The organism is Vibrio sp. SALL6 (assembly GCF_002002385.1).
GTDB classification, from domain to species: domain Bacteria; phylum Pseudomonadota; class Gammaproteobacteria; order Enterobacterales; family Vibrionaceae; genus Vibrio; species Vibrio parahaemolyticus.
This window is the reverse complement of record NZ_MQVK01000005.1, coordinates 1-24,003: the sequence shown is the minus strand read 5'-3', so window position 1 is coordinate 24,003 and position 24,003 is coordinate 1. Positions and strand designations below refer to the sequence as shown.

General features: G+C 46.5%; 19 protein-coding genes. 9 read left to right on the top strand and 10 right to left on the bottom strand.

Features of this window, described 5'->3' with window-relative positions; genetic code table 11:
* Positions 1–4: 4 nt before the first annotated feature.
* From BIW15_RS01275 to BIW15_RS01240, 8 genes are all read left to right on the top strand, one after another.
* On the top strand, positions 5–1,177 hold the full coding sequence (locus BIW15_RS01275) for a glycosyltransferase family 4 protein (RefSeq protein ID WP_077280437.1): 1,173 nt from the start codon (positions 5–7) through the stop codon (positions 1,175–1,177).
* Positions 1,170–2,600, top strand: a complete 1,431-nt coding sequence (locus tag BIW15_RS01270) for a lipopolysaccharide biosynthesis protein (protein ID WP_179115209.1) — start codon at positions 1,170–1,172, stop codon at positions 2,598–2,600. Before BIW15_RS01275 ends, BIW15_RS01270 begins: the two co-directional genes overlap by 8 nt.
* The gene (locus BIW15_RS01265; RefSeq protein WP_005454946.1) at positions 2,597–3,961 is read left to right on the top strand and encodes an O-antigen ligase family protein; all 1,365 of its coding nucleotides are present in this window, start codon (positions 2,597–2,599) and stop codon (positions 3,959–3,961) included. The genes BIW15_RS01270 and BIW15_RS01265 overlap by 4 nt, the downstream gene beginning before the upstream one ends.
* A 115-nt stretch (positions 3,962–4,076) precedes the next feature.
* The gene (locus BIW15_RS01260; RefSeq protein ID WP_077280435.1) at positions 4,077–5,201 is read left to right on the top strand and encodes a glycosyltransferase; all 1,125 of its coding nucleotides are present in this window, start codon (positions 4,077–4,079) and stop codon (positions 5,199–5,201) included.
* Complete coding sequence (locus tag BIW15_RS01255; protein ID WP_005455029.1) at positions 5,198–6,631, top strand: chain-length determining protein; 1,434 nt, start codon at positions 5,198–5,200, stop codon at positions 6,629–6,631. The genes BIW15_RS01260 and BIW15_RS01255 overlap by 4 nt, the downstream gene beginning before the upstream one ends.
* Positions 6,632–6,866: 235 nt before the next feature.
* Positions 6,867–7,985, top strand: coding sequence for a glycosyltransferase (locus tag BIW15_RS01250; protein WP_179115208.1), 1,119 nt, complete (start codon positions 6,867–6,869; stop codon positions 7,983–7,985).
* Positions 7,978–9,171 carry a glycosyltransferase family 2 protein gene (locus tag BIW15_RS01245; RefSeq protein ID WP_029809569.1) on the top strand — a complete coding sequence of 398 codons (1,194 nt, stop codon included), beginning with the start codon at positions 7,978–7,980 and terminating at the stop codon, positions 9,169–9,171. Before BIW15_RS01250 ends, BIW15_RS01245 begins: the two co-directional genes overlap by 8 nt.
* A gap of 10 nt (positions 9,172–9,181) precedes the next feature.
* The gene (locus BIW15_RS01240; protein WP_029809570.1) at positions 9,182–9,820 is read left to right on the top strand and encodes a sugar transferase; all 639 of its coding nucleotides are present in this window, start codon (positions 9,182–9,184) and stop codon (positions 9,818–9,820) included.
* Positions 9,821–9,838: 18 nt separating this feature from the next.
* Here BIW15_RS01240 and BIW15_RS01235 read toward each other — a convergent pair whose 3' ends face one another.
* From BIW15_RS01235 to hrpA, 5 genes are all read right to left on the bottom strand, one after another.
* Positions 9,839–10,228 (bottom strand): ATP-binding protein, encoded by a 390-nt coding sequence (locus BIW15_RS01235; protein ID WP_021486656.1) that lies wholly within the window; start codon positions 10,226–10,228, stop codon positions 9,839–9,841.
* Between the two features lie 120 nt (positions 10,229–10,348).
* Positions 10,349–11,929, bottom strand: coding sequence for a BCCT family transporter (locus BIW15_RS01230; RefSeq protein WP_179115207.1), 1,581 nt, complete (start codon positions 11,927–11,929; stop codon positions 10,349–10,351).
* A 384-nt stretch (positions 11,930–12,313) separates the two neighbouring features.
* Complete coding sequence (locus BIW15_RS01225; protein WP_005454858.1) at positions 12,314–12,829, bottom strand: outer membrane beta-barrel protein; 516 nt, start codon at positions 12,827–12,829, stop codon at positions 12,314–12,316.
* Positions 12,830–13,073: 244 nt separating this feature from the next.
* Entirely contained in the window at positions 13,074–13,553 is a 480-nt protein-coding gene (locus tag BIW15_RS01220) for an outer membrane beta-barrel protein (protein ID WP_005483427.1), read from the bottom strand.
* A gap of 184 nt (positions 13,554–13,737) precedes the next feature.
* Entirely contained in the window at positions 13,738–17,724 is a 3,987-nt protein-coding gene (gene hrpA / locus BIW15_RS01215) for an ATP-dependent RNA helicase HrpA (RefSeq protein WP_025502850.1), read from the bottom strand.
* 185 nt (positions 17,725–17,909) lie between these two features.
* Here hrpA and BIW15_RS01210 point away from each other — a divergent pair, with 185 nt between their 5' ends.
* Positions 17,910–18,494 (top strand): FMN-dependent NADH-azoreductase, encoded by a 585-nt coding sequence (locus BIW15_RS01210; RefSeq protein WP_077280431.1) that lies wholly within the window; start codon positions 17,910–17,912, stop codon positions 18,492–18,494.
* A 56-nt stretch (positions 18,495–18,550) separates the two neighbouring features.
* On the opposite strand, the gene BIW15_RS01205 is transcribed toward BIW15_RS01210, so the two are convergent.
* The 5 genes from BIW15_RS01205 to BIW15_RS01185 form a co-directional block, all read right to left on the bottom strand.
* The gene (locus BIW15_RS01205) at positions 18,551–19,048 is read right to left on the bottom strand and encodes a 4Fe-4S binding protein (protein WP_025515809.1); all 498 of its coding nucleotides are present in this window, start codon (positions 19,046–19,048) and stop codon (positions 18,551–18,553) included.
* Positions 19,035–19,646, bottom strand: a complete 612-nt coding sequence (locus BIW15_RS01200; RefSeq protein ID WP_077280430.1) for a molecular chaperone — start codon at positions 19,644–19,646, stop codon at positions 19,035–19,037. The genes BIW15_RS01205 and BIW15_RS01200 overlap by 14 nt, the downstream gene beginning before the upstream one ends.
* Before the next feature lie 91 nt (positions 19,647–19,737).
* Positions 19,738–20,589: a DmsC/YnfH family molybdoenzyme membrane anchor subunit gene (locus BIW15_RS01195; protein ID WP_077280429.1), complete on the bottom strand. Its 852-nt coding sequence runs from the start codon at positions 20,587–20,589 to the stop codon at positions 19,738–19,740.
* Positions 20,589–21,218 (bottom strand): DMSO/selenate family reductase complex B subunit, encoded by a 630-nt coding sequence (locus tag BIW15_RS01190; RefSeq protein WP_005454919.1) that lies wholly within the window; start codon positions 21,216–21,218, stop codon positions 20,589–20,591. The genes BIW15_RS01195 and BIW15_RS01190 overlap by 1 nt, the downstream gene beginning before the upstream one ends.
* The gene (locus BIW15_RS01185) at positions 21,218–23,665 is read right to left on the bottom strand and encodes a DmsA/YnfE/YnfF family dimethyl sulfoxide reductase (RefSeq protein ID WP_077280428.1); all 2,448 of its coding nucleotides are present in this window, start codon (positions 23,663–23,665) and stop codon (positions 21,218–21,220) included. The genes BIW15_RS01190 and BIW15_RS01185 overlap by 1 nt, the downstream gene beginning before the upstream one ends.
* Positions 23,666–24,003 lie beyond the last annotated feature (338 nt).

Below are 24,003 nucleotides of genomic sequence, written 5' to 3'. Positions count from 1 at the left end.
GAACATGAAACGTGTATTGATGTTCGATGCGATTCCAATGCAAGGCGGCTCAAAAATCGCCAATGCCGAGCTACTCAAACAGTGCAATAAGCTCAACGTTGTTGGTTATTTGGTGACAACAAAGCCCGAGCATTGGACGCCACTTTTGGAAGACACGCCGCGTATTCAGATTCTCAACATAAAAGCGGCGCCGTTTTGCTCCACTCATGGCCTTATCTATTGGTTGATGAACGCGTTTTACCTGATTCAACTGCTCAAGATTTGCATGAAGCTGCCCAAAATAGATTGGTATTTGGGGCTTTCTTGCCCAAGCAATGACATGCCTTTGTACCTGATGAGATTGTTCAGCCGTAAGCCAGTGGTACAAATGATTCACGGACCTGTTGGCGTCTCAAGATCGTCCGGCTACTGCTTAGTAAAAGCCAGCGCTATCTACTATCTGTCAAACACTCGCGAATCCTTGATTAACGCGTTGCAAGCCTATTTAAAAACACCAAAACCTGCGACGGAAAGATATTGGAGCACATTGAACGCCTCCACATTTGTGAACGGCCTTTCTCGCGAACGCTGGCCGAAACAAGCTAATCCAATCTCCAATCGCGTGTTTTGGGCTGCGAGTTTGTTGAAATGGAAAAACGTGGATTTACTGCTGGATGCCCTAACGCTAGAAAACACCACCACCATTCAATCCACCATTTGTTACATCAAACCGAATGTACCAGGCGTTGAATATTCCACTCCGGATTTTAATACCAAAGGGGTCGATTGGTATGAATCTCCAAACAACCTCAACGATTTGCGCGCACAGTGTGGTGTTTTTGTTTCCACCAGCGTGAACGAACCTTTCGGGCTTTCCATTTTAGAAGCACTGGCGTCCGGTATGTGTGTGGTTATCCCTCACGATGATAGCTATTGGGATCGCGTATTGACTCATGGAAAGAACTGCATCAAATACACACCGAATAATGCGGCTTCTCTGCACAACGCGATTCGTCTGCTTAATGAGTCACCGTGGATGAAGGTCACAATGGGACTTGAAGCCTTAAATGTCGCACAGCTATACAGCGCGGAACGCTGCTACATGCCAATCGCTCGATATTTATGTTCAGCGCATGCGCCAACCAGTCATCACAATGCCAAAGCGCGAAACAACGTCAAAGGATATGACCATGTCTAAAGCAATGACCAACATGTCACTTTTCGCGATTGCGTTAGTGATCAACAAAAGCATCAGCTTACTCATGTTGCCTGTGCTCCCACACTTTTTGACGCCAGAGCAAATGGGCAAACTCGAGCTACTGACCACTTTTGGCGTAGTGACAACCTTGTTGGTCAGCTTTGCTTTGCACGAAGCACTCTATCGTTTTGTCGGCGTGGAGAAAGACGCACAAAAAAGAACCGTTTCTCTCAACCAACTTTATTCATTGTCGGTGCTGATCGCCGGCTCGGTGGCTGCGATTCTCCTGTTACTGATTGCGTTGCTCTCTATTCCTGAACCTTTTACGCGCATCGAATTTGCTGTTGTCACGCTTGCCATTGTTCTGGAAGGCAGCATTGCGATTGGCACGGCTTGGCTGCGCACTCAAGATGACAAAGCCAAAACGCTGCTTCAAGTGATGGTGACGACGACTCTACTGCAAGTCACGTTTATCGTCGCGGCGCTTGCGCTGCACCCGCATGTCATCTCGGTGCTGATTGGCGGTCTTATCGCTGCGGTCATGCAATTTGTTTGGTTGCACATCATCAACCGTTACACCCTTGCTCTGCCTCAGATTGCCTTAGCCAAGCAGTATTTGAATTACTGCCTACCAGTAATGCTGTCTGCACTTGTCGCGTTTTGTTTGAATGGCGCCGAGCGCTGGTTCATCGGTGCAAATGCTTCGTTGGCGACGTTAGGCATTTATGCGATTGCGGTTAAGTTCGCTGTGGGTATGTGTATTTTGGTGCAGCCATTTGGCATGTGGTGGATGCCACGACGCTTTGCGTACCTGGAAAATGGTCGAGATAGTGAAGCCGTGCGCGTTTCTCATTTAGGGATGATTTATGTTTCTGCGCTCAGCGTGGTTGTAGCGACACTAGCAATGGTCATGATCACGAACTTCTTGCCAGAAACCTACCATGAAGCGGTACTGTACACTCTGTTCTTGCTACCGATTGCGATGCTCAAGGAATGGAGCGAATTGTTAAACATCGCCATTCTTTTCAAACGCAGAACCCGATGGTTGCTTGGTATTAATGTGGTTTCTGCCTTCGTTGCGATTGGGTTGCTGTTTGGTTTGTCTTCTCTCGGTATTTTTGGCGTGTTCATTGCGTTGTACTACGCGCAGCTTTGTAAACTCGGCTTAACTTACGCGGTTGGCCAACAGTGTATGACTCTACCATTCCATTTGAGTTTGATGGTTTTACTGCAAATTATCTCAGGTGTGGCACTGTTCCTGCTTCACTCTTCACAATCGATAGGAATCGCCATCGCAATTTGCATTTTGACATGCAGCCTGCTGGCAGGGCTCGCCGTTCGTTACATGAGTAAAGAAGCCCGCAGCGCATTAAGTCAGCAATTCATTCGATGGCGCGGACAAGTGAAGAGATATTCGATATGAGCCCAACCGATGTGAGAACAAAACAATCCATTGCAGCGCTGACGATCACCGTCGTGATTGCGTTGCTTTGGATCGTGATGCCTCACCCCATTTTGATTGTGGCAGTGTGCTTTGCACCGTTGGCATTGCTATTCGTCCTCAATCAAACCTTTTGGCTCGTGACACTGTTCGTTATCTTTTCCTTTTTCCGTATCCACGAAGCGTTTCCTGCCATTTACAGCTTTAAAATTCCATTGCTTTTATCCCTTGGCGCGTTAGCTGCGCTAGCTTTTCATCTACTGCTAAGTCGTCAACTTACGGCATTCTGGCACCCTTCACTCAAGTGGCTGTGCATTTTCTGGGGCCTGGTTATCATCGGGATTGTGTTCGCCTCTAGCCGAGATATTGCCATCACGGTATTTAAAAATACGTATTGGAAAATCATTGTGATGACCTTGGCGATCACTTGGCTGATCACCAAACCACAGCAGCTCGCTCAAATGTCCAAAGCGATCATCGTCGCCGGCATGTTGATTGGGTTAGTCGCGCTTAACAACGCTGCAAACGGCATTGATTTAGTCGAAGGCACTCGCGTGTCGATTGGGCGTTCCATTGGTTCAGTGCTGGGCGACCCTAACGATTTGGCACTCGTGTTGATGTTTCCTCTCGCCTTTACCGTTAGTCAATTGATGGAAAAGCGCTCGCCAACTCTGTTACGACTCTTCGCGCTTATCACCTGCTTTATCCTGTTTTTCGCAGTGATACAAACACAAAGCCGTGGCGGTTTGTTGGGGTCGCTCTCTGTGTTTGCTTACTTCGCCTTTAAACACATCAAAAGCAAAACCTTGGTTTTGGTTCTTGGGGCGGTTGCGGCTTTAGCCTTATATGCTTTTGCTGGGATTTCGGGGCGTGAATCCGGCGGCGCAGCAGAAGATGGTATCGACGCATCAGCGATGGGTCGTTTGTACGCATGGGAAGCGGCTTTCAAAATGGCACTCCACCACCCGTTTACCGGAGTAGGACTGGATAACTTCTACTTCAACTACTATTTCTACAGCCCACATTGGGATGGCATCAACCACGCGGTGCACAGTACATGGTTTGGCGTGTTAGCGGAAACCGGATTTGTCGGGCTAGCGGTATTCATCACGCTGATCGTCTCGTTGATTCGCACCTCTTTAAAATCCATTTCGCTGCTCACACCCGATTCCGATTACGCATTGACTGTTGGCGCAAACGCGGTATTGAGCGGCCTTATCGGCACCATTGTCTCGGGTACGTTTCTTACTCAAGGCTTTACGTGGCCAATCTACATCCTTGCCGCGCTCACCGTGGTGGTTAGTCGTATCGTTCAATCTGATTGTCAAAATGAGAAATCCTAATCCTTTTATTTTGACAACAATGCAACTAGCTGTTTTTAAAGGCTTAAATCCTTGGCACGCATTGTGATTACTCCTTCTATCAGAAACCAAATCTTAAGAACTCAAGGAGAAACACATGACGGATATCGTAGTATTTGGCGAAGACTTCGGCGGCCTACCATCATCAACGCAGCACATCGTTCAGCGACTTGCCACCAACCATCGCATTCTTTGGGTTAATTCCATCGGTTTAAGACAACCAAAACCGACGAGTAAAGACATTCAACGTTTAGTGAGCAAGATTTCCCGCGTTTTCGGCGATACTGGCTCAGATAAGCCAACCATGCATTGTGATGCGGTAGACAACATTTTCACGGTAAATTTGCTGACAATACCGGCTCCCCACTCTGCTTTTTCAAGAAAAGTGGCAGCGAAGATGATGCAGCACCAACTAGAAAAACACTTAAAAGCGTTGAACTTCGACAACCCATTATTTTGGACATCCCTACCAACCGCCGCTGATGTATGTAATGCCATGAATAAACGCGGGCTGATTTACTACTGTGGAGACGATTTTGGCGCGTTAGCGGGCGTTGATCATCAAACAGTGATGGAGCATGAACGCACACTAGTTGATAACGCCGATTTTATTCTTGCTGCAAGCGACAAGCTGGCCGCTCGATTTCCGGATAATAAAACCACAACGCTGCCACACGGGGTCGATTTCAGTCTATTTTCAACGCCTGCAGAAAAGGCAAGCGACTTGCCGAACAATGGCCGTAAAATATTGGGTTTTTATGGCAGTTTGTCTGACTGGCTGGACTATCGTTTGATCGACCAAGTCGCCCAACACGCACCGGATTGGGATTTGGTTTTTATTGGACCGAATGAGTTTGCCCGCAATCCATTACCACAGCGAGACAACGTTCATTACTTGGGGCCTCGCGCGCATCATTTATTGCCAAGCTATTCCCAACACTGGGACGCAAGTTGGCTACCGTTTGTCGACAACGCACAAATCAAAGCGTGTAACCCGCTCAAACTTTTGGAGTATTTGGCAACGGGAACGCCCGTTATTAGCACACCATTTCCGGCTCTGATGCCTTACAAACACATGTTACACATCGTCGCCGACGTCGAAGACGTGTGTGCCAGCCTAAGTCACCTGCTGCCACCACCAAACGGCTCTACATCTTATGTCCAACAACAAAGCTGGGAAGCAAGAGCAGACCAAGTTGAGAAATTAGTGAGGGCACTATGAGCGATTTACGAGAAAACATCAGCGTATTACTGCATGGCGCGTGGCGACGTCGCTATATGATTGTCATTCCGATGCTTGTGCTACCTATCCTTGGTTTTGGCGTAAGCAAGCTCGTTCCAACAACGTACGTCGCACACACCAGCATGTTGATTCAAGAAACGGCAAAGATGAATCCGTTTCTGCAAGATATTGCCGTATCAACCATGCTTAAAGACCGTTTGAGTGCGTTGAGTACTTTGCTGAAAAGCCGTCACGTGCTCTACTCTGTCGCAAAAGAGCAAGGGCTGATTGACGATGACATGGGCGCGAAAGAACAAGAATTCATCATTAAAGATCTCGCTTCGCGCTTATCGGTTCAACAACTGGGTAAAGACTTTATCCAAATTCAGCTAAGAAGCGGTAAAGCGCAAGGAATGGAGTCAATGTTAACGTCGGTGAGTAACCGATTTGTTGAACAACTGTTGGCCCCAGAACGCTCGTCGATTAAGGATTCCAGCCATTTCTTGACCATCCATATCAATAAGCGAAGAGAAGAACTCGACAAAGCCGAGCACGCTTTTGCCGAGTACAAAAACACCTACTCACACGCAACTCCAGAAATGCAGGCCCAAAGCTTGACCCGCCTAGCCAGCTTAAAGCAAACCTTGGCGGAGAAAGAAGCCGAGCTGGCCGGTGTGACTCGCAGTTTGGGGAGCTTGGACCAACAGCTTTCCAAAACCAACCCCGTCATCGGTAAGATTGAAGAACAAATTATCGAGATCCGAAGCGAGCTTACTCTGCTCCGCGCCAAATACACCGAAGCGCACAGCCTAGTACAAGGAAAATTGCGCGAATTAAAACGCTTAGAGCAAGAACGCACAGTTCTGCTCAGTTCAAAACAGCCAGAGCTGAACAGTAACCAATTGTGGGACATTGCGAGTAACGCCACGGTAAGTAGCCTTGGAGAAGCGCAGCCATTGCTTGTGTCTCAACTTCATCAACTGCAAATTATGCGTAGCCGTTTTGAATCACTCACCGAAGAAACCGTCAGTTTGCAAAAGATGATTCAAGAGTTAGAAAGCAATGCCCATCGCTTTGGTAGCACCGCGACAGAAATCAACCGTTTAGCACGTGATGTCGCCGTAAAACGTGAAATGTACGACGACCTCGTCGAGCGCTACGAAATGGCGCAATTGACAGGATCGCTTGGTGTGTTTGAAGAAAACAAACGCGTGAAGATCATTGATGCGCCATTCACTCCGACAATTCCGTCTAATCTACCAAGCATTGTATTTATCATTCTAGGTTTTATCGGTGGTGCCGGCCTTGGCGTTGGTCTAGCCACCATACTTGAACTGGCAGACAACTCAGTGCGCTCTCGCCGAGCATTAGAAAAACACCTGGGCGTTCCGGTGATCACCACCTTGCCTAAAGTGACGTTCGCCAGTTAACTCTCCTACTCACCATGACGATAAAGCACTCGTTGACCCGAGTGCTTTTTCTTTGCTACGCCACGTTAATTTACCGCATGGTTTTGTCTTCTCATTAATATGAATCTCAAATTGAGAATGTTTACTTCCAGATTTGACATTCAGGCCTAACTGGTTGTTTTTATTTTAAATAAATAATGGCACGTAGCGTGCAATACGTTGTTCAGAGTAGATACACACTACTGAGGGCGTAAAGATGGAACGCAGAGAAAATAAAAACACCAAACGGAATCATAAAAAAGTGGTGTTGCATGTGGTGCAACACTTGGCACCGGGTGGATTAGAAACGCTAGTGCTGGATATGCTTCGCTTCGCAGAACCTCGTCACGATGTGTTTGTGGTGAGCTTAGAAGGCGCCAAATCCCAATCCTTAGCGAAATGGGCTAAGTTGACCGAATACAAAAGCCAGCTTCATTTTCTCAATAAACAGCCGGGGTTCAGCGTTAAAACCTTAGGCACACTTACGGCGATGATCAAAGGCATGAAGCCAGATGTTGTACACACACATCATATTGGTCCTTTGCTTTACGGTGGCATTGCCTCACGTTTGGCTGGCGTTCCTGTCATCATTCACACCGAACATGATGCCTGGCATCTGAACAATAAAAAAGCTGCGCGCTTACAGTCTGTGCTGCTAAAAACCGTTCGCCCACATGTGGTTGCCGATGCGCACTTTGTTGCCGACCAGATCACAACCAAGCTCAACTATCGCAATGTGTGCACCATTCACAACGGTATTGATTGTCAAAAGTTTCAGTGCGGTGATCGCCAAGCTAAAAGAAATCACTTTGGACTACCTGAGGATAAAACCGTAATTGGCGTAGCAGGCCGATTAGAAACCGTGAAAGGACATAAAGTGCTGATAGAGGCCTTCTCTCACCTTGAATCTCATACCCACCTTGCGATTGCAGGTGACGGTAGCCAACGCGAGCAACTTGAACATTTGGTACGCACACTCAAACTTGAGCAACGCGTCACCTTTCTCGGTTTAGTCGACGACATGCCAAGCTTCTACCAAAGCTTAGACTTGTTTTGTTTACCGTCTCTGCAAGAAGGGTTTCCGCTTTCAACACTCGAAGCGCAAGCGTGTGACATCCCTTGCGTCGCGACGGATGTTGGCGGCGTGAAAGAAACACTGTGCCCGAAAAGCAGCGCTTTGGTAGAACCTAACCGCGTATTTTCACTCGCGGAGGCTCTATCTAAACAATTGGATTCAAACATCCATTCGCCTCGTGCTTACATTCTTCAACATTTCGATATTCGTGACATGGTTGGTCGCTACACTCGTTTGGCTAAGGAGTCGACTTATGAATGATCTCATTTGGATTGCTGGTTTTGGTTTGTCTGCGTTTTTGATCATCTACCATCATGTGGGTTATCCGTTACTACTGAAATGGCTGCCACTCAAACCAAAATCTAACGACGAAGGCGAACACTTTGCAGAGCGTCATTACAAAGCCTCGGCCAGTGATAACAAACTTCCTTCCGTGACCATCATCATCCCCGCTTACAACGAAGAGCTATGGATTGCTGAGAAAATTCGCAACTTGGCGAGTTTGGACTACCCAAGGGATAAGCTGAAAGTGGTAATTGCGTGTGATGGTTGTACCGATAAAACTGCAGAAATCGCACAAGATACCATCCAAGAAGCGATTTGCTCTGATACCTTGTTTATTGTGAACGACCACTCTATCAATCGTGGAAAAGTCGCGTTGATTAATGAAGAGATGAAACACGTCACGTCCGACATCACGGCACTGAGTGATACATCTGCTCTGGTTTCTTGCGACTCTCTCCTTTTGGCAAGTCAGCATTATCAAAATGAGAAAGTGGGCGTCGTTAACGCGACATACCAAATTATGCGTACAAGCAATCAAGGCGAAGCCGCTTACTGGCAATACCAGTCTCGCGTTAAACACCAAGAATCCTTACTTGGTTCAACGATTGGTTCTCACGGCGCGTTTTACACGTTCAGGACTAAGCTGTTTGAGCCACTCGAAGCTGGCACCATCAATGACGATTTCATTCTCCCTATGAGAATCGTTTTGCGAGGCTTCACTTCGGTTTACGAACCTAAGATGCTCGCGCTCGAACTGGAACAAAGCTCAGACGACGCGGACTTCAAGCGCCGCCTACGAATCTCAGCCGGAAACATGCAGCAGCTGATGCAATTGAAAAAATTGTTGCTGCCTCGCTATCGTGGCACCGCCTTTGCATTTCTATCAGGAAAGGTTCTGCGTTTAGCAACGCCGTATTTGATGATTGTGTGCTTAGTGTGCTCATTGTTACTTGCTCAACATCCGGTGTTTCTATTGTTGCTGTTGGCGCAGGTTGGCATTTACGGCATTGCGTTAATGACTTATCTGATACCAGCCCTTAACACAGTGAAACCTTTCAAACTGATTAGCTATATCGTCATTGGCCATATCGCAAACTTTGTCGGCGGTATGAAGTACCTACTAGGCATGGAAAACGGGCGTTGGAAACGCGTCAACCAATAAGGAAAGCATCATGAAAAACTCACGTTACGACTCAAATATATGCCACGCGAAAAGAACGTTTGATGTAATGGTTGCGCTGTTAATTCTGCTAGTAACCGCGCCACTGTTTCCGTTCATTGCTCTTGCCATCAAGGTCAGCTCAAAAGGCCCAGTGATTTATCGTCAACTGCGTGTTGGTCGCTGCACACCAGAGAAGATGGATCTGTTTCAAATCATGAAGTTTCGCACGATGTACATCGATGCAGAACAACGCTCAGGTGCGGTTTGGGCAACCGAAAATGATCCACGCATTACCCCGGTCGGCCGATTTTTACGTAAGACTCGTCTCGATGAGTTACCGCAACTATTCAATGTATTGAAAGGTGAAATGTCTATGATTGGCCCTCGCCCTGAGCGACCTGCCTTTTATCAAAAGTTGGAAGATGAAATTCCATATTTTGTAGAGCGTACATACGGCGTACTGCCAGGTATTACAGGCTTGGCGCAAGTAAACCAAGGTTACGATGCTTGCATTGAAGACGTGAGAAGAAAAGTTGGTTTTGACCACAGCTATGCACTAAGCCTTGGGTCGTTTTACTCGTGGATCACGATGGATCTTTCTATCATGAGCAAAACGCTTATCGTAATGATTGATGGACGCGGCCAGTAATGCTTCGAGTCTATTTTGCTACTCTTGCCACTGGCGACGCATCTTCTCGATTGTCGCTGGTGGCACATTATGAATGCTCTGATATTCGCCCGAGCACACCATCACTTCCACCTCGATAGATTTCTTTCGGCAGTAATCTAAATACCGCTTCATTTCCCAATGTCGTACAAAGGTATTACTCGCAATCACGATTTTCCCTTTGTTCAACCATTTTCGCGTTTGTTCAAAACACCATTCGTGCGCTTGCGGAAGCAAAGACGGATTGAAGTGGTACTCGCCTTTCTCATTCTCAAAATACATGTCGGCTTCGAAATGCTTCGCATCGAAATCTTTCACCAATTGTTTCGCCAAGGTTGTTTTTCCTGAGCCAGGAAGGCCACGAATGAGAATAAGTTTAGCAAGCGACATAATGCAGTTGAGTGATGAAAAAGAAGCCCAAACTGTAACGGAATTTCTTAAAAAGAAAAGCAGAAATAAAAATGCCGAGCAATGAATGCTCGGCATTGAGTGTTAATTTATCAACATCGATTAGCGGTAAGCGGAAAGTTCGGTACGTAAACCTTTCACCAAACTCACGCACATCAACAGCAGAACAAAGGTAAATGGCAAGCCGGTCGCAACCACACCAGACTGTAGCGCTTGTAAGGCTTCTTTACCGCCAACCCAAAGCATAACAGCGGCAATTGAACCCTCGATACACGCCCAAAAGATTCGCTGTGGAACGGGAGCATCAATCTTACCGCCCGCAGTGATACTGTCGATAACCAATGAACCGGAGTCAGATGAGGTGATAAAGAACACCAAAATCAAAACAATCGACAGAATAGAAATCACTGAGCTGTATGGTAATACATCGTAAACATGAAATAGTGTCAGTGAAATATCCGTTAAACCATTCGCACCCAATTCACCAACTTTGTTCACGACCTGATCAAGCGCAATACCACCAAATACTGACATCCAAACCAATGTTACCAACGTCGGAATCACGATGACTGCGAACAAAAATTCTCGAACGGTACGGCCTTTCGATACGCGAGCGATAAACATACCCACAAACGGAGACCAAGATACCCACCACGCCCAGTAGAACACTGTCCAACCGTGCATCCACGTTTCGTCTTCACGACCATGCGGGTTACTCAACGGAATGATGTTTTGGATGTATGCCATTGTCGTGTCGACTAATGAACCCATCGCAGTATCAAAGGTAATGAACGTAATAAAAATAAGCAGAGCAAACGCAACGATCATATTGACGTTACTTAGGAGTTTGACACCACCGTCAATACCACGAACAACAGAAAGCACAGCAATAAAGGTTACAAACGCAATCACCACCATTTGTGTACCGATGCCGCCGTTTAAACCAAATACATGGTTAATACCACTGGTTGCCTGCTGAGCACCCAAACCAAGAGAAGTAGCAAGACCGAACAACGTCGAAAGTACAGCAAGGATATCAATAACGTGACCTAACCAGCCCCATGCACGGTCACCAAAAATTGGGTAAAACGCCGCGCGCAATGAAAGCGGTAAACCTTTGTTAAAGGCGAAAAAAGCAAGCGCCAACGCAACAAGGGCGTAAATACTCCAACCGTGAACACCCCAATGGAACATGGTCGCGCCCATCGCGAGTGATTTGGCATCGGCTGAATACGCTTCTGCGTTTAGCGGCGTGCCCCACCAATCCGTGAAATAGGCCGTTGGTTCAGCCACACTCCAAAAGAGAAGACCAATACCCATACCTGCAGCAAACAGCATTGATAACCATGAAACGGTTGAATGATCCGGCGTCGCCTCTTTACCGCCTAAACGAATCTTACCTAATGGCGAGAAAAGCAGAGCAACAGCGAACAATAAGAAGAAATTGGTAGACCACATAAAGAATGCATCAAACTGTTCAATAATTCCGTTTTTGATCCCGTTTAATACGTCGCGAGCGGTGACTGGCTCGACAAGAAGAAGTGAAATAAGACAGAAAACAACGAGACCAGCACTGATGCCGAATACGGGATTGTGTATATCGAATCCCCATTTTTGAACGTTGTCTTGGCCAACCTGATAGTCTGTTGTGTCGATACTATATTTTTTAAATGCATTATCCATAAATACAAATTTAACGTAATTTGAAACGCTTCTCAGGAGAGAAGAACTCCAATACCGCCCTCCATTAATTTGAACTCTAAACTTTAAAAACGATGCGAAGTTTATCACCAATCACAGATTTATGCAAAAATGACACTTTTATTGCATATTTACAGCAAATAAACGCCAAACAAGCATCTTCAACTCACAGAAATAAACTACGACATCTAACTATTTTTCAAAATTGGAATACACAGAGGAAAACCTTCAATCAACAAGGTCAAACGGTATTCAGAACAAAAGAAATGGCTTCGCACATAAGTGCGAGACCATTTTGAGGTAGGTGGAGTTTTTCGACCAACTGTGAAGGGTGAGTTGGATAAAGAGGATCTGGCAGCTTGCGGTTTACAAGAAATGGAAAGTCACGTTGCCCGTAAAACTGCTTAGGTTATCGCTGTCCCCATTGATATCCACGCCAAATGATTGGTAACTTGCACCAACAGAGATATTGTCTAACAAGAAATATTCCGCGCCGACGCCATACATGTAAGACACGCCATCATCTTTGCTGACCGAGCTTAATCCGCCATTGTAATCGACATTGAATGCATTAATGCCGCCTTTGGCATACACATGTAGCGGACCAAAATCGATGCTTGGCTTCGCCGCTAAATAGAACGAAGTGAAATCCGCATCCCCTTTGTTGCCACCGAAAGACAAGTCGACTTTACCGTGGTTGAAATAACCGACTTCGATACCGATTAATGGCAGAATCCCCGTTCCGACATGCACGCCATACGTTGTGTCGTTTTCGCCATCAATATCTGATTGACCAATTTGGCCGCCTGCATAAATCCATGAGTCAGCAAGCACTGATGTTGAACACAACGCCAAAGCCAATAACGAGAGTTTTGTTTTCATAGTTATACCTTCCTGTTCGATTCCTGAACGGAACATTACGCATACATGCGCACCTACTCGTCACTATATATTGGAAGGTATGGCGAATTTAAGATCAAAAAGTGAATAATTTATGTTCAACTTTTGTTTGTGTGATATCAATTCAGGTGAATAGTAGAATTAAGAGCAGTTAGGATTATCAATAGACAAAAAAAACACCGGCGCAATGCCGGTGTTCAGAATTTGCATCATCTTGAATGGATGATTATAGGAAGTGCAATGTCGCGTTAACAGAGAACGTACCGATGTCGTCTTTGCCCGCTGTGTAGTTCATGTAGCTAGCACCAACAGACATTGGACCAAAAATGAAGTACTCAGCGCCTACACCGTACATTAGATCGAAATCATCATCGTCTTTGCCGCCTTTTACTTTCTTATCCCACTGGTGGATACCACCTTTCGCGTAAACGTGCAGTGGGCCAAAATCGATGCTTGGCTTAAGTGCAGCGTAGTAAGAAGTCAGCTTAGTATCTTGGCCGTTTACGTTGAACTCACCGTGTTGAGTTACACCCGCTTCAATACCGATGATAGGTAGAATACCTGTACCTACGTGCACAGAGTAAGACGTATCTGTCTCGCCTTTGTAGTCCGATTGACCAACAGTTGCACCGCCGTAAATCCAAGAATCTGCCATTGCCGCAGAAGATGCGCCAAGTAGCGCCACTGCTAATAGAGTTTTTTTCATCATCTACCTTTACTCTTTATTATTCCCCACGTCTTGCAAATCAGACGTTGGTACTGCAAATACAAGGGAGGCGAACCATTGCCTCCCGAGAACTAAAAACAACACGTGACAAGTTACTAGCAATTACTGTACCAGTAACTTGTTCATCGTTTACAACAAACCACAGCGCCATTTTACTTGTTGATTAACAAGCATCAATCGCGTTTTTGATTCGTTTATCAGAAACCGGATATGGAGTGCCTAATTGTTGAGCAAAGTAGCTCACTCGAAGCTCCTCAATCATCCAGCGGATTTCTTTCACATTTTCTGGAATCACCATCCCTTTCGGGATCTTATTCAGCAACTCTTTGTAATCCTTGGTGACAGATTCCACTTTAAGCATGTGCAAACGGTCTTTGTTCGGATCGATCGGCAATTTCTCCATGCGGCGCTCAATTGCACGCATGTAGCGAAGAATATCAGGCAGACGTTTCCAGCCACATTCCGTCGCAAAGCCTTTAAAAATCAAACTTTCGATTTGCGCTTTGATGTCCGACAACGCAAATGCCATAGTGAAATCAATCTTGCCTTTCAGTTTTTTGTTGATGTTGAAAGCCGTCGTAAGAATGGTTTCTACTTGTTTGGCAATTTCTACCACGGTATCACCCAGTTCAGCGCGAACGTGTTCTTTCAACGCTTCAAACTTCTCAGGCTCCCAAACCAAACCGCCCTGCTCTTCAATAAGCTTATCGACACCACAGGCAATACAGTCATCAATCAGATCAAGCACTTTGCCGTAAGGGTTAAAGTACAGACCCAGCTTCGATTTGTTCGGCAAGTTTGCGTGCAAATATTTAATTGGGGACGGTACGTTCAACAAAATTAAGCGGCGCTGACCAGCGCGCATTGCGGTGATCTGCTCAAATTCAGTTTCGTAGAGTTTGATCTCAACGCTGTCTTTGGTATCAACAAGCGCCGGATACGCTTTTACATCGTAGCCGCCACGTTTTTGTTGATACACTTTCGGCAGTTCGCCAAAGCTCCACGTATGCAGGCCTTGTTGTTCGATATCGTCATCCGCGACTTTGGAAAGCGTTTCTTGAACTTTGTCTTTCAAGCTTTCTTTTAGTTCATGAAGGTCTTTGTTTTCCTTCAGCTTGCGATTTCGATGATCAACCGCGCGGAACGTGACTTTCAAGTGCTCAGGCACTTGTTCTAAGTTCCAATCTTCACGCAGCACTTCTACGCCCGTCATACGACGCAGTTCTTTTTCTAGCGAGTCCAGCAGTGGCGCTTCCATTGGTGTTACGCGTGCTAAAAACGCATCCGCATAGTTCGGTGCAGGCACAAAGTTCTTACGAATTGTCTTCGGTAGAGACTTAATCAAACTCACCACAAGCTCATGGCGTAAACCCGGGATCTGCCAGTCAAAACCTGCTGGTTCGACTTGGTTTAAAATCGGCAATGGCAAGTGTACGGTTACACCGTCACTATCATCACCCGGTTCAAACTGGTAACTCAACTTGAGCTTCAAACCATTCTGATGCCAGAAGTTCGGGTAATCCAAATCGGTGACATGACTAGCATCACCCTTGAACAGCATCTCTTTTTCAAAGTTCAGCAGTTCCGGGTTTTCTTTCGATGCCTTTTTCCACCATGTATCGAAATGCTTACCAGACACCACTTCGGTACCAACGCGTTGGTCATAAAAATCAAACAGCTCATCATCATCCACCAAGATGTCACGACGACGAGATTTGTGTTCAAGCTCTTCCACTTCTTGCAAAAGCTTACGGTTTTGCTTGAAGAACGCGTGTTTGGTTTCCCACTCACCTTCAACCAATGCACTACGAATGAAGATTTCGCGGCTAACGGTAGGATCGATACTGCCGTAGTTCACCAAACGTTTCGGTACGATTGGTACGCCGTAAAGCATGACTTTTTCATGCGCCATCACCGCCGCGCGTTTCTTCGACCAATGCGGTTCGCTGTAACTGCGCTTGATAAGGTGCTTGGCTAATGGCTCGATCCACTCCGGTTGAATCTTGGCGATGATACGACCCCAAAGTTTCGAGGTTTCCACCAGCTCAGCCGACATGATCCACTTAGGTTGCTTCTTGAACAGCCCCGATGCCGGGAAGATATGAAAACGAGCGTTACGCGCGCCTTGGTATTCATTCTTCTCTTGGTCTTTCATACCAATGTGCGACAACAAACCAACCAGAATCGCACTGTGTACGCCATGGTAAGACGCAGGCTCATCGTTAAGTTTGAATTCCATTTCACGCATCGACTGGTGAATCTGGAAGTACACATCTTGCCACTCACGTACGCGCAAGTAGTTCAAGTAATCTTGCTTACATTGTTTGCGGAATTGGTTGCCCGTCAACGCTTTCTGCTGCTTCTGGATGTAATCCCACAAGTTCACAAATGTCAGGAAATCCGACTCTTCATGGAAGAAACGACGATGTTTATCATCTGACGATTGTTGTTTGTCTGAAGGGCGCTCACGCGGATCTTGAATCGACAATGCCGCTGCGATGATCATCACTTCTTTTAGAGCACCATATTTTGGCGCTTCCAAAACCATACGTGCGAGACGCGGGTCGATAGGCAAGCGAGCCAGTTGGCGACCAATGCTGGTTAAGCGTTTTTTCGCGTCCTTCGCTTCGGCGTTAATCGCACCAAGCTCTTCCAACAAGCGAACACCGTCTTGGATGTTGCGTTTATCCGGCGCTTCCACAAATGGGAACGCTTGAATATCACCCAAACCCAGTGCCGTCATTTGCAAGATAACCGATGCTAGGTTAGTACGCAGGATCTCAGGATCGGTAAACTCCGGACGTGACTCAAAATCTTCCTCTGAGTACAGACGGATACAGATACCCTCTTCCACACGACCACAACGACCTTTACGTTGGTTCGCGCTCGCCTGAGAAATTGGCTCAATTGGAAGGCGCTGTACTTTAGTACGGTAACTGTAACGGCTAATACGCGCCGTACCCGGATCGATCACGTATTTGATGCCCGGAACCGTTAACGAGGTTTCGGCAACGTTGGTTGCCAGTACAATTCGACGACCAGCATGAGGTTGGAAAATCTTGTTCTGCTCACCCGCTGACAAACGCGCGTAAAGCGGCACGATTTCCGTGCTCTTCAGGTTACGTTTAGACAGTGCATCAGCGGTATCACGGATTTCACGCTCGCCGTTCATGAAGATCAGGATGTCACCTAGACCTTCATCACACAGTTCGTCGACCGCTTCGAAAATACCTTCAAGTTGGTCACGATCATTATCGTCATCACCGCTTAATGGTCTGTAACGAGTTTCTACTGGGTAAGTACGACCAGACACTTCAATAATTGGTGCGTTGTTGAAGTGTTTTGAAAAACGCTCTGGGTCGATGGTTGCCGACGTGATGATCACTTTCAAATCAGGACGACGTGGCAGCAACTCTTTCAAGTAACCCAAGATGAAATCGATGTTAAGGCTGCGCTCGTGCGCTTCATCGATAATGATGGTGTCGTATTGATTTAAGAAACGGTCATGCTGAATTTCAGCCAGCAAGATACCGTCCGTCATCAATTTGATTTGGGTGTTTTCAGAGATCTGATCGTTGAATCGAACCTTGTAACCAACAAACTCACCCAGTTTGGTTTCCATCTCTTCGGCAATACGGTTCGCAACCGAACGCGCAGCAAGACGACGAGGCTGAGTGTGGCCAATCAGACCAAACTTACCGCGACCAAGCTCAGCACAGATTTTTGGTAGCTGAGTGGTTTTACCTGAGCCGGTTTCACCCGCAACGATAACCACTTGGTTTTCTTCGATCGCTTTCGCAATGTCGTCGCGTTTTTGGCTGACTGGCAGGATTTCTGGGTATTCAATCGTTGGCTTGTAGTTGCTGCGTTGTTCTGCAACCATCATCGATTTAGCAATGTCTAATGCGATTTCATCAAACACAGCGTTACGCGCTGCGTCCTTCTTAATTTTGCTTGCACCAGAAATACGTTTACTCAAACGAAAACGGTCGCGCATCATGCACTGATTCAGTGCTTTACGCAGAGATGCCGCGCTATTCACTTGAGCCTGAGGTGTTTGAGCTTGTTTCGCTGTCGCCTTTTGCGCACCATTTGACGGTGTCGCTTGCTCTTCAGCGGGGGTCTTTTTTGGGGGCTGTGACGAAGTCAAAGCGTTTCCTATTCTTTTCATTACAAAAACTGCGCGGATTGTATCACACAAGGTCTGCAACAAGATAACCGAAAGCTCATTCAATTTTTTCGAACATGTTAAGCGAATCGCTAGGCTTTTGAACTCACTTACCTTACTTATAATGGCTCCCATAGTCGAAAGCACTTATTTAAGGAATAACCATTATGTCTCGTGTACTAGCTCTAAAATCAAGCATCCTTGGCGATTACTCTCAATCAAACAAATTGGTCGAAGACTTCATCAAAAATGTAGACCAAGACAAACTGACCGTTCGTGATTTGGCTGCAAACCCACTGCCAGTTTTGGACTTCGCCGTTGCCACTGCACTTCGCGCAACGGAAGATCTTTCACAAGAACAACAAGCGGTTGTCGACTTGTCTGATACCTTGATTGAAGAAGTAAAGGCCGCAGACACTTTGGTTATCGCTGCACCAATGTACAACTTCACCATTCCGACTCAGCTTAAAAACTGGATTGATTTGATTGCTCGTGCAGGCGTGACATTCAAATACACAGAAAACGGCGTTCAAGGTTTGATTGAAGGTAAGAAAGCGATCGTAGTAACGACGCGCGGTGGTATCCATAAAGATTCACCAACCGACAACGTAACGCCATACCTACGCACTGTACTGGGTTTTGTAGGAATCACTGATGTGGAATTTGTTTACGCAGAGGCGCTAAACATGAGTGAGGATGCGGCATCGAAAGGCATTTCAGAAGCGCAAAGCCAACTGGCCACAATGGCATAACTTCAACGACAAAAAGAATACAAACGAAAAGGGATTGGTTTACGCCAATCCCTTTTTTATCGTTTTAAGTCAAAGCTGATCATGCTGGTGTAACAGCTTTGCGCACATTGCCCACAACCTTTGCATTTGGCTGCATCAATTTTGGGTTTGGCATCGTCTTGCCATTGCAATGCATCGTAAGGACAACTGTCCTCGCAGCTACCGCAATAACCGTATAAGTTTTCGCAGCTGTTCGAGATAGTTGCAATCAAGCCGGTTGATTCTATTTGGTTGGAAAGCGCCAATGTATGACACGCCGACTTACACTCACCGCATAAATCACATGCTGAGTAGCTGATGTCTAACGCGGCCACGCCATCGACCATTTCAATGATTTGGCTTGGACATGCCGAAGCGCACTTACCGCACCCATCACAAAGCCGCGTGAACATTGATTCTTCCACCGCATACGGAGGTCTCGCTTTAACACGAGGCTCTTGAGCTTGTTCAACCGGCGCACGACGGAACGAAAACAAACGCCGCTTGCTTAGATCAACCGATTCAGACTGGCGCATCCGAGTAATCTCTCTTTGCAGGCACAACGACTTGGTATTGTTCACTCAGGGATTGAAGTAATTCTTCAGTAAGGTTCGACAGTTTTGAGTAAGGCGTGAGAGTCACCGCTTTTTTGAAGCGCTTATTGAAAAAGCCAAACCATGTCATCAAGTGTTCGCGTAGCATTTCAGCCGCCAGTTTTTGCTGTTCAGTTTCAATCAACATGCCTAACACCATCAGCATCAAGCCGATTTGATCTTCTGGTTCACATTGGTCAGATTCCAAAGAAAAACCACAACGCTGCAAAAAGTAACGATATTCAATGGTTGATTCACCAAACAACACCGCTTCTTTATCTAGATAAGCCGAACCCCAAGGTGGCGCTGGCATCTCACCAATACCGGCAAACATGCGATCGTGCTCCATTTGCAGTGCCTCTTCGCTCTCGTTTTGAAAGCTGCGCAGCATGTCATTAAGCGCTTCGATTGGTGTATCTGTATTGCTCAGCAACGTATCGAGATTTGCCACTGGGTAATCTTTAGGCTGGTAGTAAAACAGTGCACCAAACAGCTTAAGAACGATGCTGGTATCTTGTGGGTCAAGTTGAGAAATTTGCATGAAGTACCTTTGATGACTGGTGTTTTTATTCTTCGATTAAATGAAACGGAAAGAGGTGGGACGAACAGTCGCCCCCCTCTATTAACGGTTATCAGTACAAACCAGACGTAAAGTGCATGCCGTAGAACACGTTGCGACCTAGAATCTCTGCAACGAACAAGGCAACGAATGCCACGATAACCAGCAAGTTCTTCTGACGACCTTCTGCGGTAAACAACTCAACGAATACCCAAAGAGCAGCAGCAACCACAAGCAACAGCACATGACCGGCAACATAGCCAGATAGCATGGTGATTTGATCTAAGCCACTGTGAATCGCGGTTGAGATACCTGCGAAGTGAATGGTTTGCATCACTGTGAAAGCTAGGTTCAACGCAATCAAACTCACACCTGCCCACATTAGGCGACGGTTAGTTTTCTCAGCCGTCACGTCCAATACGTTGATCAGCGTGTAGCCAAACATCAGACCCGAAGTCACGACCGTGAACCAAAACGCAACCGTTGTCATTGGTGAGTACCATGTTGGTACCGTTTCGATTTGGTAAACATTTGCCATCGCGAACATGAAAATCACGCCAACCGCGATAGACAACCAGTTCACGATTTTGCGCACGCCTTCGCTGCCGATTTTTAGAATCGTTAGCAACCAGTACAAACCCGCCAGAGACAGAAAGCTTGCACCCGTTAAGATCTCGTTAGATAGCGCCGCACTACCAACACGGTTTAATGCGTTGAAGGCACGAAGTGGGCTACCTAAGTGAGTGGTTGAGAACAAGAAACCCAAACCCATTACAACCAAAATTGCGAATCGAGCGATGTTCATACGAGGTTCTGTCACGCGTGGTGGCTTACCGAATTTCTCGAACGCATTAACCGTTAAGTGCGCGCCAACCGCAGTTTGAGCAAGAACCGTAAAGGCAACTAATGGTGCTTCGTATAACATTATTTCACCTCTCTTGGATTCTGTAGGAAACCCGTGCGGTCATTGGTTGGTCGACCATTTGGATTTAGCTTCACGATCAGGTTCGGGCTAGTAATGCGAGAATCTGGCAATGGTGCCACATCCGCGTTTGAACCGTATTTCGCGCGTAGTTCATCAATTGGACCAAACTCAATCGCACGTAGTGGACAGCTATCAACACACACTGGCATTAAGCCTTCTGCGACACGTTCGTAACAACCATCACACTTAGTCATGTGACCTTTTTCTTCGCTGTATTGAGGTGCACCGTATGGGCATGCCATGTGACAAGATTTACAGCCGATACACACGCTTTCATCGACAACGACAAAGCCGTCTTCTTCACGCTTGTGCATTGCACCTGATGGACAAACCTTGGTACACGCTGGGTTAGTACAGTGGTTACAAGAGATCGATAAGTAGTACGCAAACACGTTTTGACGGAACGCGCCGTTTTCTTCTGTCCAGTTACCGCCTACGTATTCGTAAACACGACGGAAGTTACGGTCGACACCCAGATCTTTATTGTCTTTACAAGAGAGCTGACATGTTTTGCAGCCAGTACATTTACTTGAATCAATGTAAAAGCCATACTGTTTCGCTGTGCTCATTATTTAGCCCCCATTTTCTTAATTAGCGTCACTTCAACGAGGTTGGTATGGCTCGGGTTCGATTTTGCCAAAGGGCTTGGACGTTGTGTTGTTAGCACGTTGATAGAGCCCGCTTGGTCAACACCTTTTGCGTTTGGTGCGTACCATGCGCCCTCACCTAAGCCAACCACATGCGGCATGATGCGTGGAGTCACTTTTACGCGAACGTTCATTTCACCAAACTTGCTTCGAACGCTCACCAAATCACCGTTGTCGATGTTGCGTGACGCTGCATCAATCGGGTTGATCCAAAGCTCTTGTGGCGCTGCTGCTTTTAGGATGTCCACGTTGCCGTACGTTGAGTGCGCGCGCGATTTGTAGTGGAAGCCCGTTAGCTGAAGTGGGAACTCTTTACGATCTGGCGAATCCCAGCCGTTGAACGTCGATACGTATTCAGGCAATGGTGTGATGGATTCATCTTCATCCAGTTCCCATTCTTCGTTGATCTGCGCGAGGGTCTCTGAGTAGATCTCAATCTTACCTGATGGCGAAGGCAATGGATTCGCTTCTGGGTCACGGCGGAAGTCCTCAAACGCCACGTGTGGACGGTCGAATTGCTTCTTGTAGATACCTTGCTTTCTCATCTCATCGTAAGACGGCAGGTTTGGATCGTTATTTTGTTTGACGGTCTGAGCGTACATCCATTGCAGCCACTCTTCTTGCGTGCGACCTTCAGTAAACTCATCAAACACGCCCATACGTTTCGCCACGCCAGACATGATGTCGTAGATTGGCTTACATTCGAAACGAGGTTGAATCGCTTGGCTTGCAAAGATGAAGTAAGGCATTGACGCTGCCGCACCATCCATACAGAAATCCGATTGCTCTGAGGTTGTGCAGTCTGGCAGTACGATATCGGCATACTTCGCAGAAGAGGTCATGTGGTTATCGATCACCACAATCATTTCACACGCTTTTTCATCTTGAAGAATTTCGTGTGTGCGGTTGATGTCTGAGTGTTGGTTAATCAGGCAGTTACCCGCGTAGTTCCAGATGAACTTGATGTTGTTTTGCAGCTTCTGAACACCTTTGATGCCGTCAGTAAGATCGGTCATCTCAGTGCCACGGAAAATCGCATCTGTCCAAAGGAACATTGGGATAGAAGCGCTGATTGGGTTTGGCACTTTCGGGAAGCGTTGGAATGGGTAAGAGTGGTTACCCTCACGCGCACCAGTACCACCGCCTTGTAGACCAACCTGACCACGAAGCAGAGACAGCATCATGATCGCTTTACATGCTTGCTCACCGTTTGCAGAGCGTTGTAGACCCCAACCTTGCGTGATGTAAATACGTTTTGCATCGCCGATTTCACGCGCAAGTTTCAAGATCACATCAGCAGGAATACCTGTGATTGGTTGTGCCCACTCCGGCGTTTTCTCGATACCATCCGGACCTGTGCCCATGATGTAATCTTTGTAGCTGCCATTTTCTGGCGCTGATGCTGGCAGAGTTTTACGGTCGTAACCCACACAGTAGCGGTCAAGGAAGTCTTGGTCGACTTTATCTTCGCTGATCAGTACATGGGCGATAGCAGCGACAAGGGCCGCATCGGTACCGTGTTTGATAGGAATCCATTGGTCTTCACGGCCAGCGGCAGTATCGGTGTAACGAGGGTCGATACAGATCGTACGTGTGTGGCTAATATTTTTTGCGTCCACGTAGTTGTGGATTTGACCACCGCCCGACATACGCGTCTCGGCTGGGTTGTTACCAAACATCAGACAAAGATCTGCGTTTTGTATGTCGTCAATCGAGTTGTTGTCTACCCAAGTGCCGTAGAAATACTCAGACATACATTCAATGTTCGCTGCTGAGTAGTCACCATAGTGGTTCAGGTAGCCACCACACAGGTTCATCATACGTGCAACCAATGTCGCGCTCGGATCCCAGCTCTTAGTTACCGTACCACCCAAGGTACCCGTACCGTAGTTTAAGTAAACCGCGTCATTACCGTAGTCTTTAATGATGCGTTTTAGGTTGTCACCGATGAGATCAAAGGCTTCGTCCCAAGTAATGCGTTTGAACTTACCTTCACCACGTTTACCAACGCGAAGAAGTGGGTATTTCAAACGGTCTGGCGAGTAAACACGGCGACGCATAGAGCGACCACGCAAACAAGCACGAACTTGATGATTGTGGTTATACACATCATCACCCGTGTTATCGGTTTCTACCCATTTGATTTCACCGTCGACCACGTGCATACGAAGCGGACAACGAGAACCACAGTTTACGGTACATGCCGACCAGACAATTTTTTCATTTGGTTTTGCTGGCGTTTCTTTGGCAACCGCTTTAGTTGCGAACGGGAGAGAAAGCGCGTTTCCTGCTAACGCTAAAGCGCCAAGTGCAGAACCGCCCTTTAAAGCATCACGCCGAGTAATATTAAACTTACCATTTTGACTCATGGTTTTTTCCTAAGTGCATTTAAAATTGGGAGTGGCGCTTAATTAATAACAAGTGGGGAAAGAACACTAATTAGAAACAAATAAGATATAGAGATCGTATTTTCAAAATAGGCATGAATTGAAAACATCTAAAACACTTTGAGGTCAAAGTGACATTTCTAAGATCTATTAATCAAGCTTTACTTATCAGGCCTTGAGCAACTAAAGCCAGACAAGAAACCATTATCGATATCCTTGTAGATTTAATGGTTAATAAGTTTGACCACTATCAATTTATAAATGGCACGATGCGTAATCTTATATTTCATTTTACGATTTTTTATTAATGAAATATGAAT

Bases quoted from the DNA above. Each gene is read 5' to 3' on its own strand.
- BIW15_RS01275 (WP_077280437.1), top strand. From the start codon at position 5: ATGAAACGTGTATTGATGTTCGATGCGATTCCAATGCAAGGCGGCTCA.
- BIW15_RS01270 (WP_179115209.1), top strand. From the start codon at position 1,170: ATGTCTAAAGCAATGACCAACATGTCACTTTTCGCGATTGCGTTAGTG.
- BIW15_RS01265 (WP_005454946.1), top strand. From the start codon at position 2,597: ATGAGCCCAACCGATGTGAGAACAAAACAATCCATTGCAGCGCTGACG.
- BIW15_RS01260 (WP_077280435.1), top strand. From the start codon at position 4,077: ATGACGGATATCGTAGTATTTGGCGAAGACTTCGGCGGCCTACCATCA.
- BIW15_RS01255 (WP_005455029.1), top strand. From the start codon at position 5,198: ATGAGCGATTTACGAGAAAACATCAGCGTATTACTGCATGGCGCGTGG.
- BIW15_RS01250 (WP_179115208.1), top strand. From the start codon at position 6,867: ATGGAACGCAGAGAAAATAAAAACACCAAACGGAATCATAAAAAAGTG.
- BIW15_RS01245 (WP_029809569.1), top strand. From the start codon at position 7,978: ATGAATGATCTCATTTGGATTGCTGGTTTTGGTTTGTCTGCGTTTTTG.
- BIW15_RS01240 (WP_029809570.1), top strand. From the start codon at position 9,182: ATGAAAAACTCACGTTACGACTCAAATATATGCCACGCGAAAAGAACG.
- BIW15_RS01235 (WP_021486656.1), bottom strand. From the start codon at position 10,228: ATGTCGCTTGCTAAACTTATTCTCATTCGTGGCCTTCCTGGCTCAGGA.
- BIW15_RS01230 (WP_179115207.1), bottom strand. From the start codon at position 11,929: ATGGATAATGCATTTAAAAAATATAGTATCGACACAACAGACTATCAG.
- BIW15_RS01225 (WP_005454858.1), bottom strand. From the start codon at position 12,829: ATGAAAACAAAACTCTCGTTATTGGCTTTGGCGTTGTGTTCAACATCA.
- BIW15_RS01220 (WP_005483427.1), bottom strand. From the start codon at position 13,553: ATGAAAAAAACTCTATTAGCAGTGGCGCTACTTGGCGCATCTTCTGCG.
- BIW15_RS01210 (WP_077280431.1), top strand. From the start codon at position 17,910: ATGTCTCGTGTACTAGCTCTAAAATCAAGCATCCTTGGCGATTACTCT.
- BIW15_RS01205 (WP_025515809.1), bottom strand. From the start codon at position 19,048: ATGCGCCAGTCTGAATCGGTTGATCTAAGCAAGCGGCGTTTGTTTTCG.
- BIW15_RS01200 (WP_077280430.1), bottom strand. From the start codon at position 19,646: ATGCAAATTTCTCAACTTGACCCACAAGATACCAGCATCGTTCTTAAG.
- BIW15_RS01195 (WP_077280429.1), bottom strand. From the start codon at position 20,589: ATGTTATACGAAGCACCATTAGTTGCCTTTACGGTTCTTGCTCAAACT.
- BIW15_RS01190 (WP_005454919.1), bottom strand. From the start codon at position 21,218: ATGAGCACAGCGAAACAGTATGGCTTTTACATTGATTCAAGTAAATGT.
- BIW15_RS01185 (WP_077280428.1), bottom strand. From the start codon at position 23,665: ATGAGTCAAAATGGTAAGTTTAATATTACTCGGCGTGATGCTTTAAAG.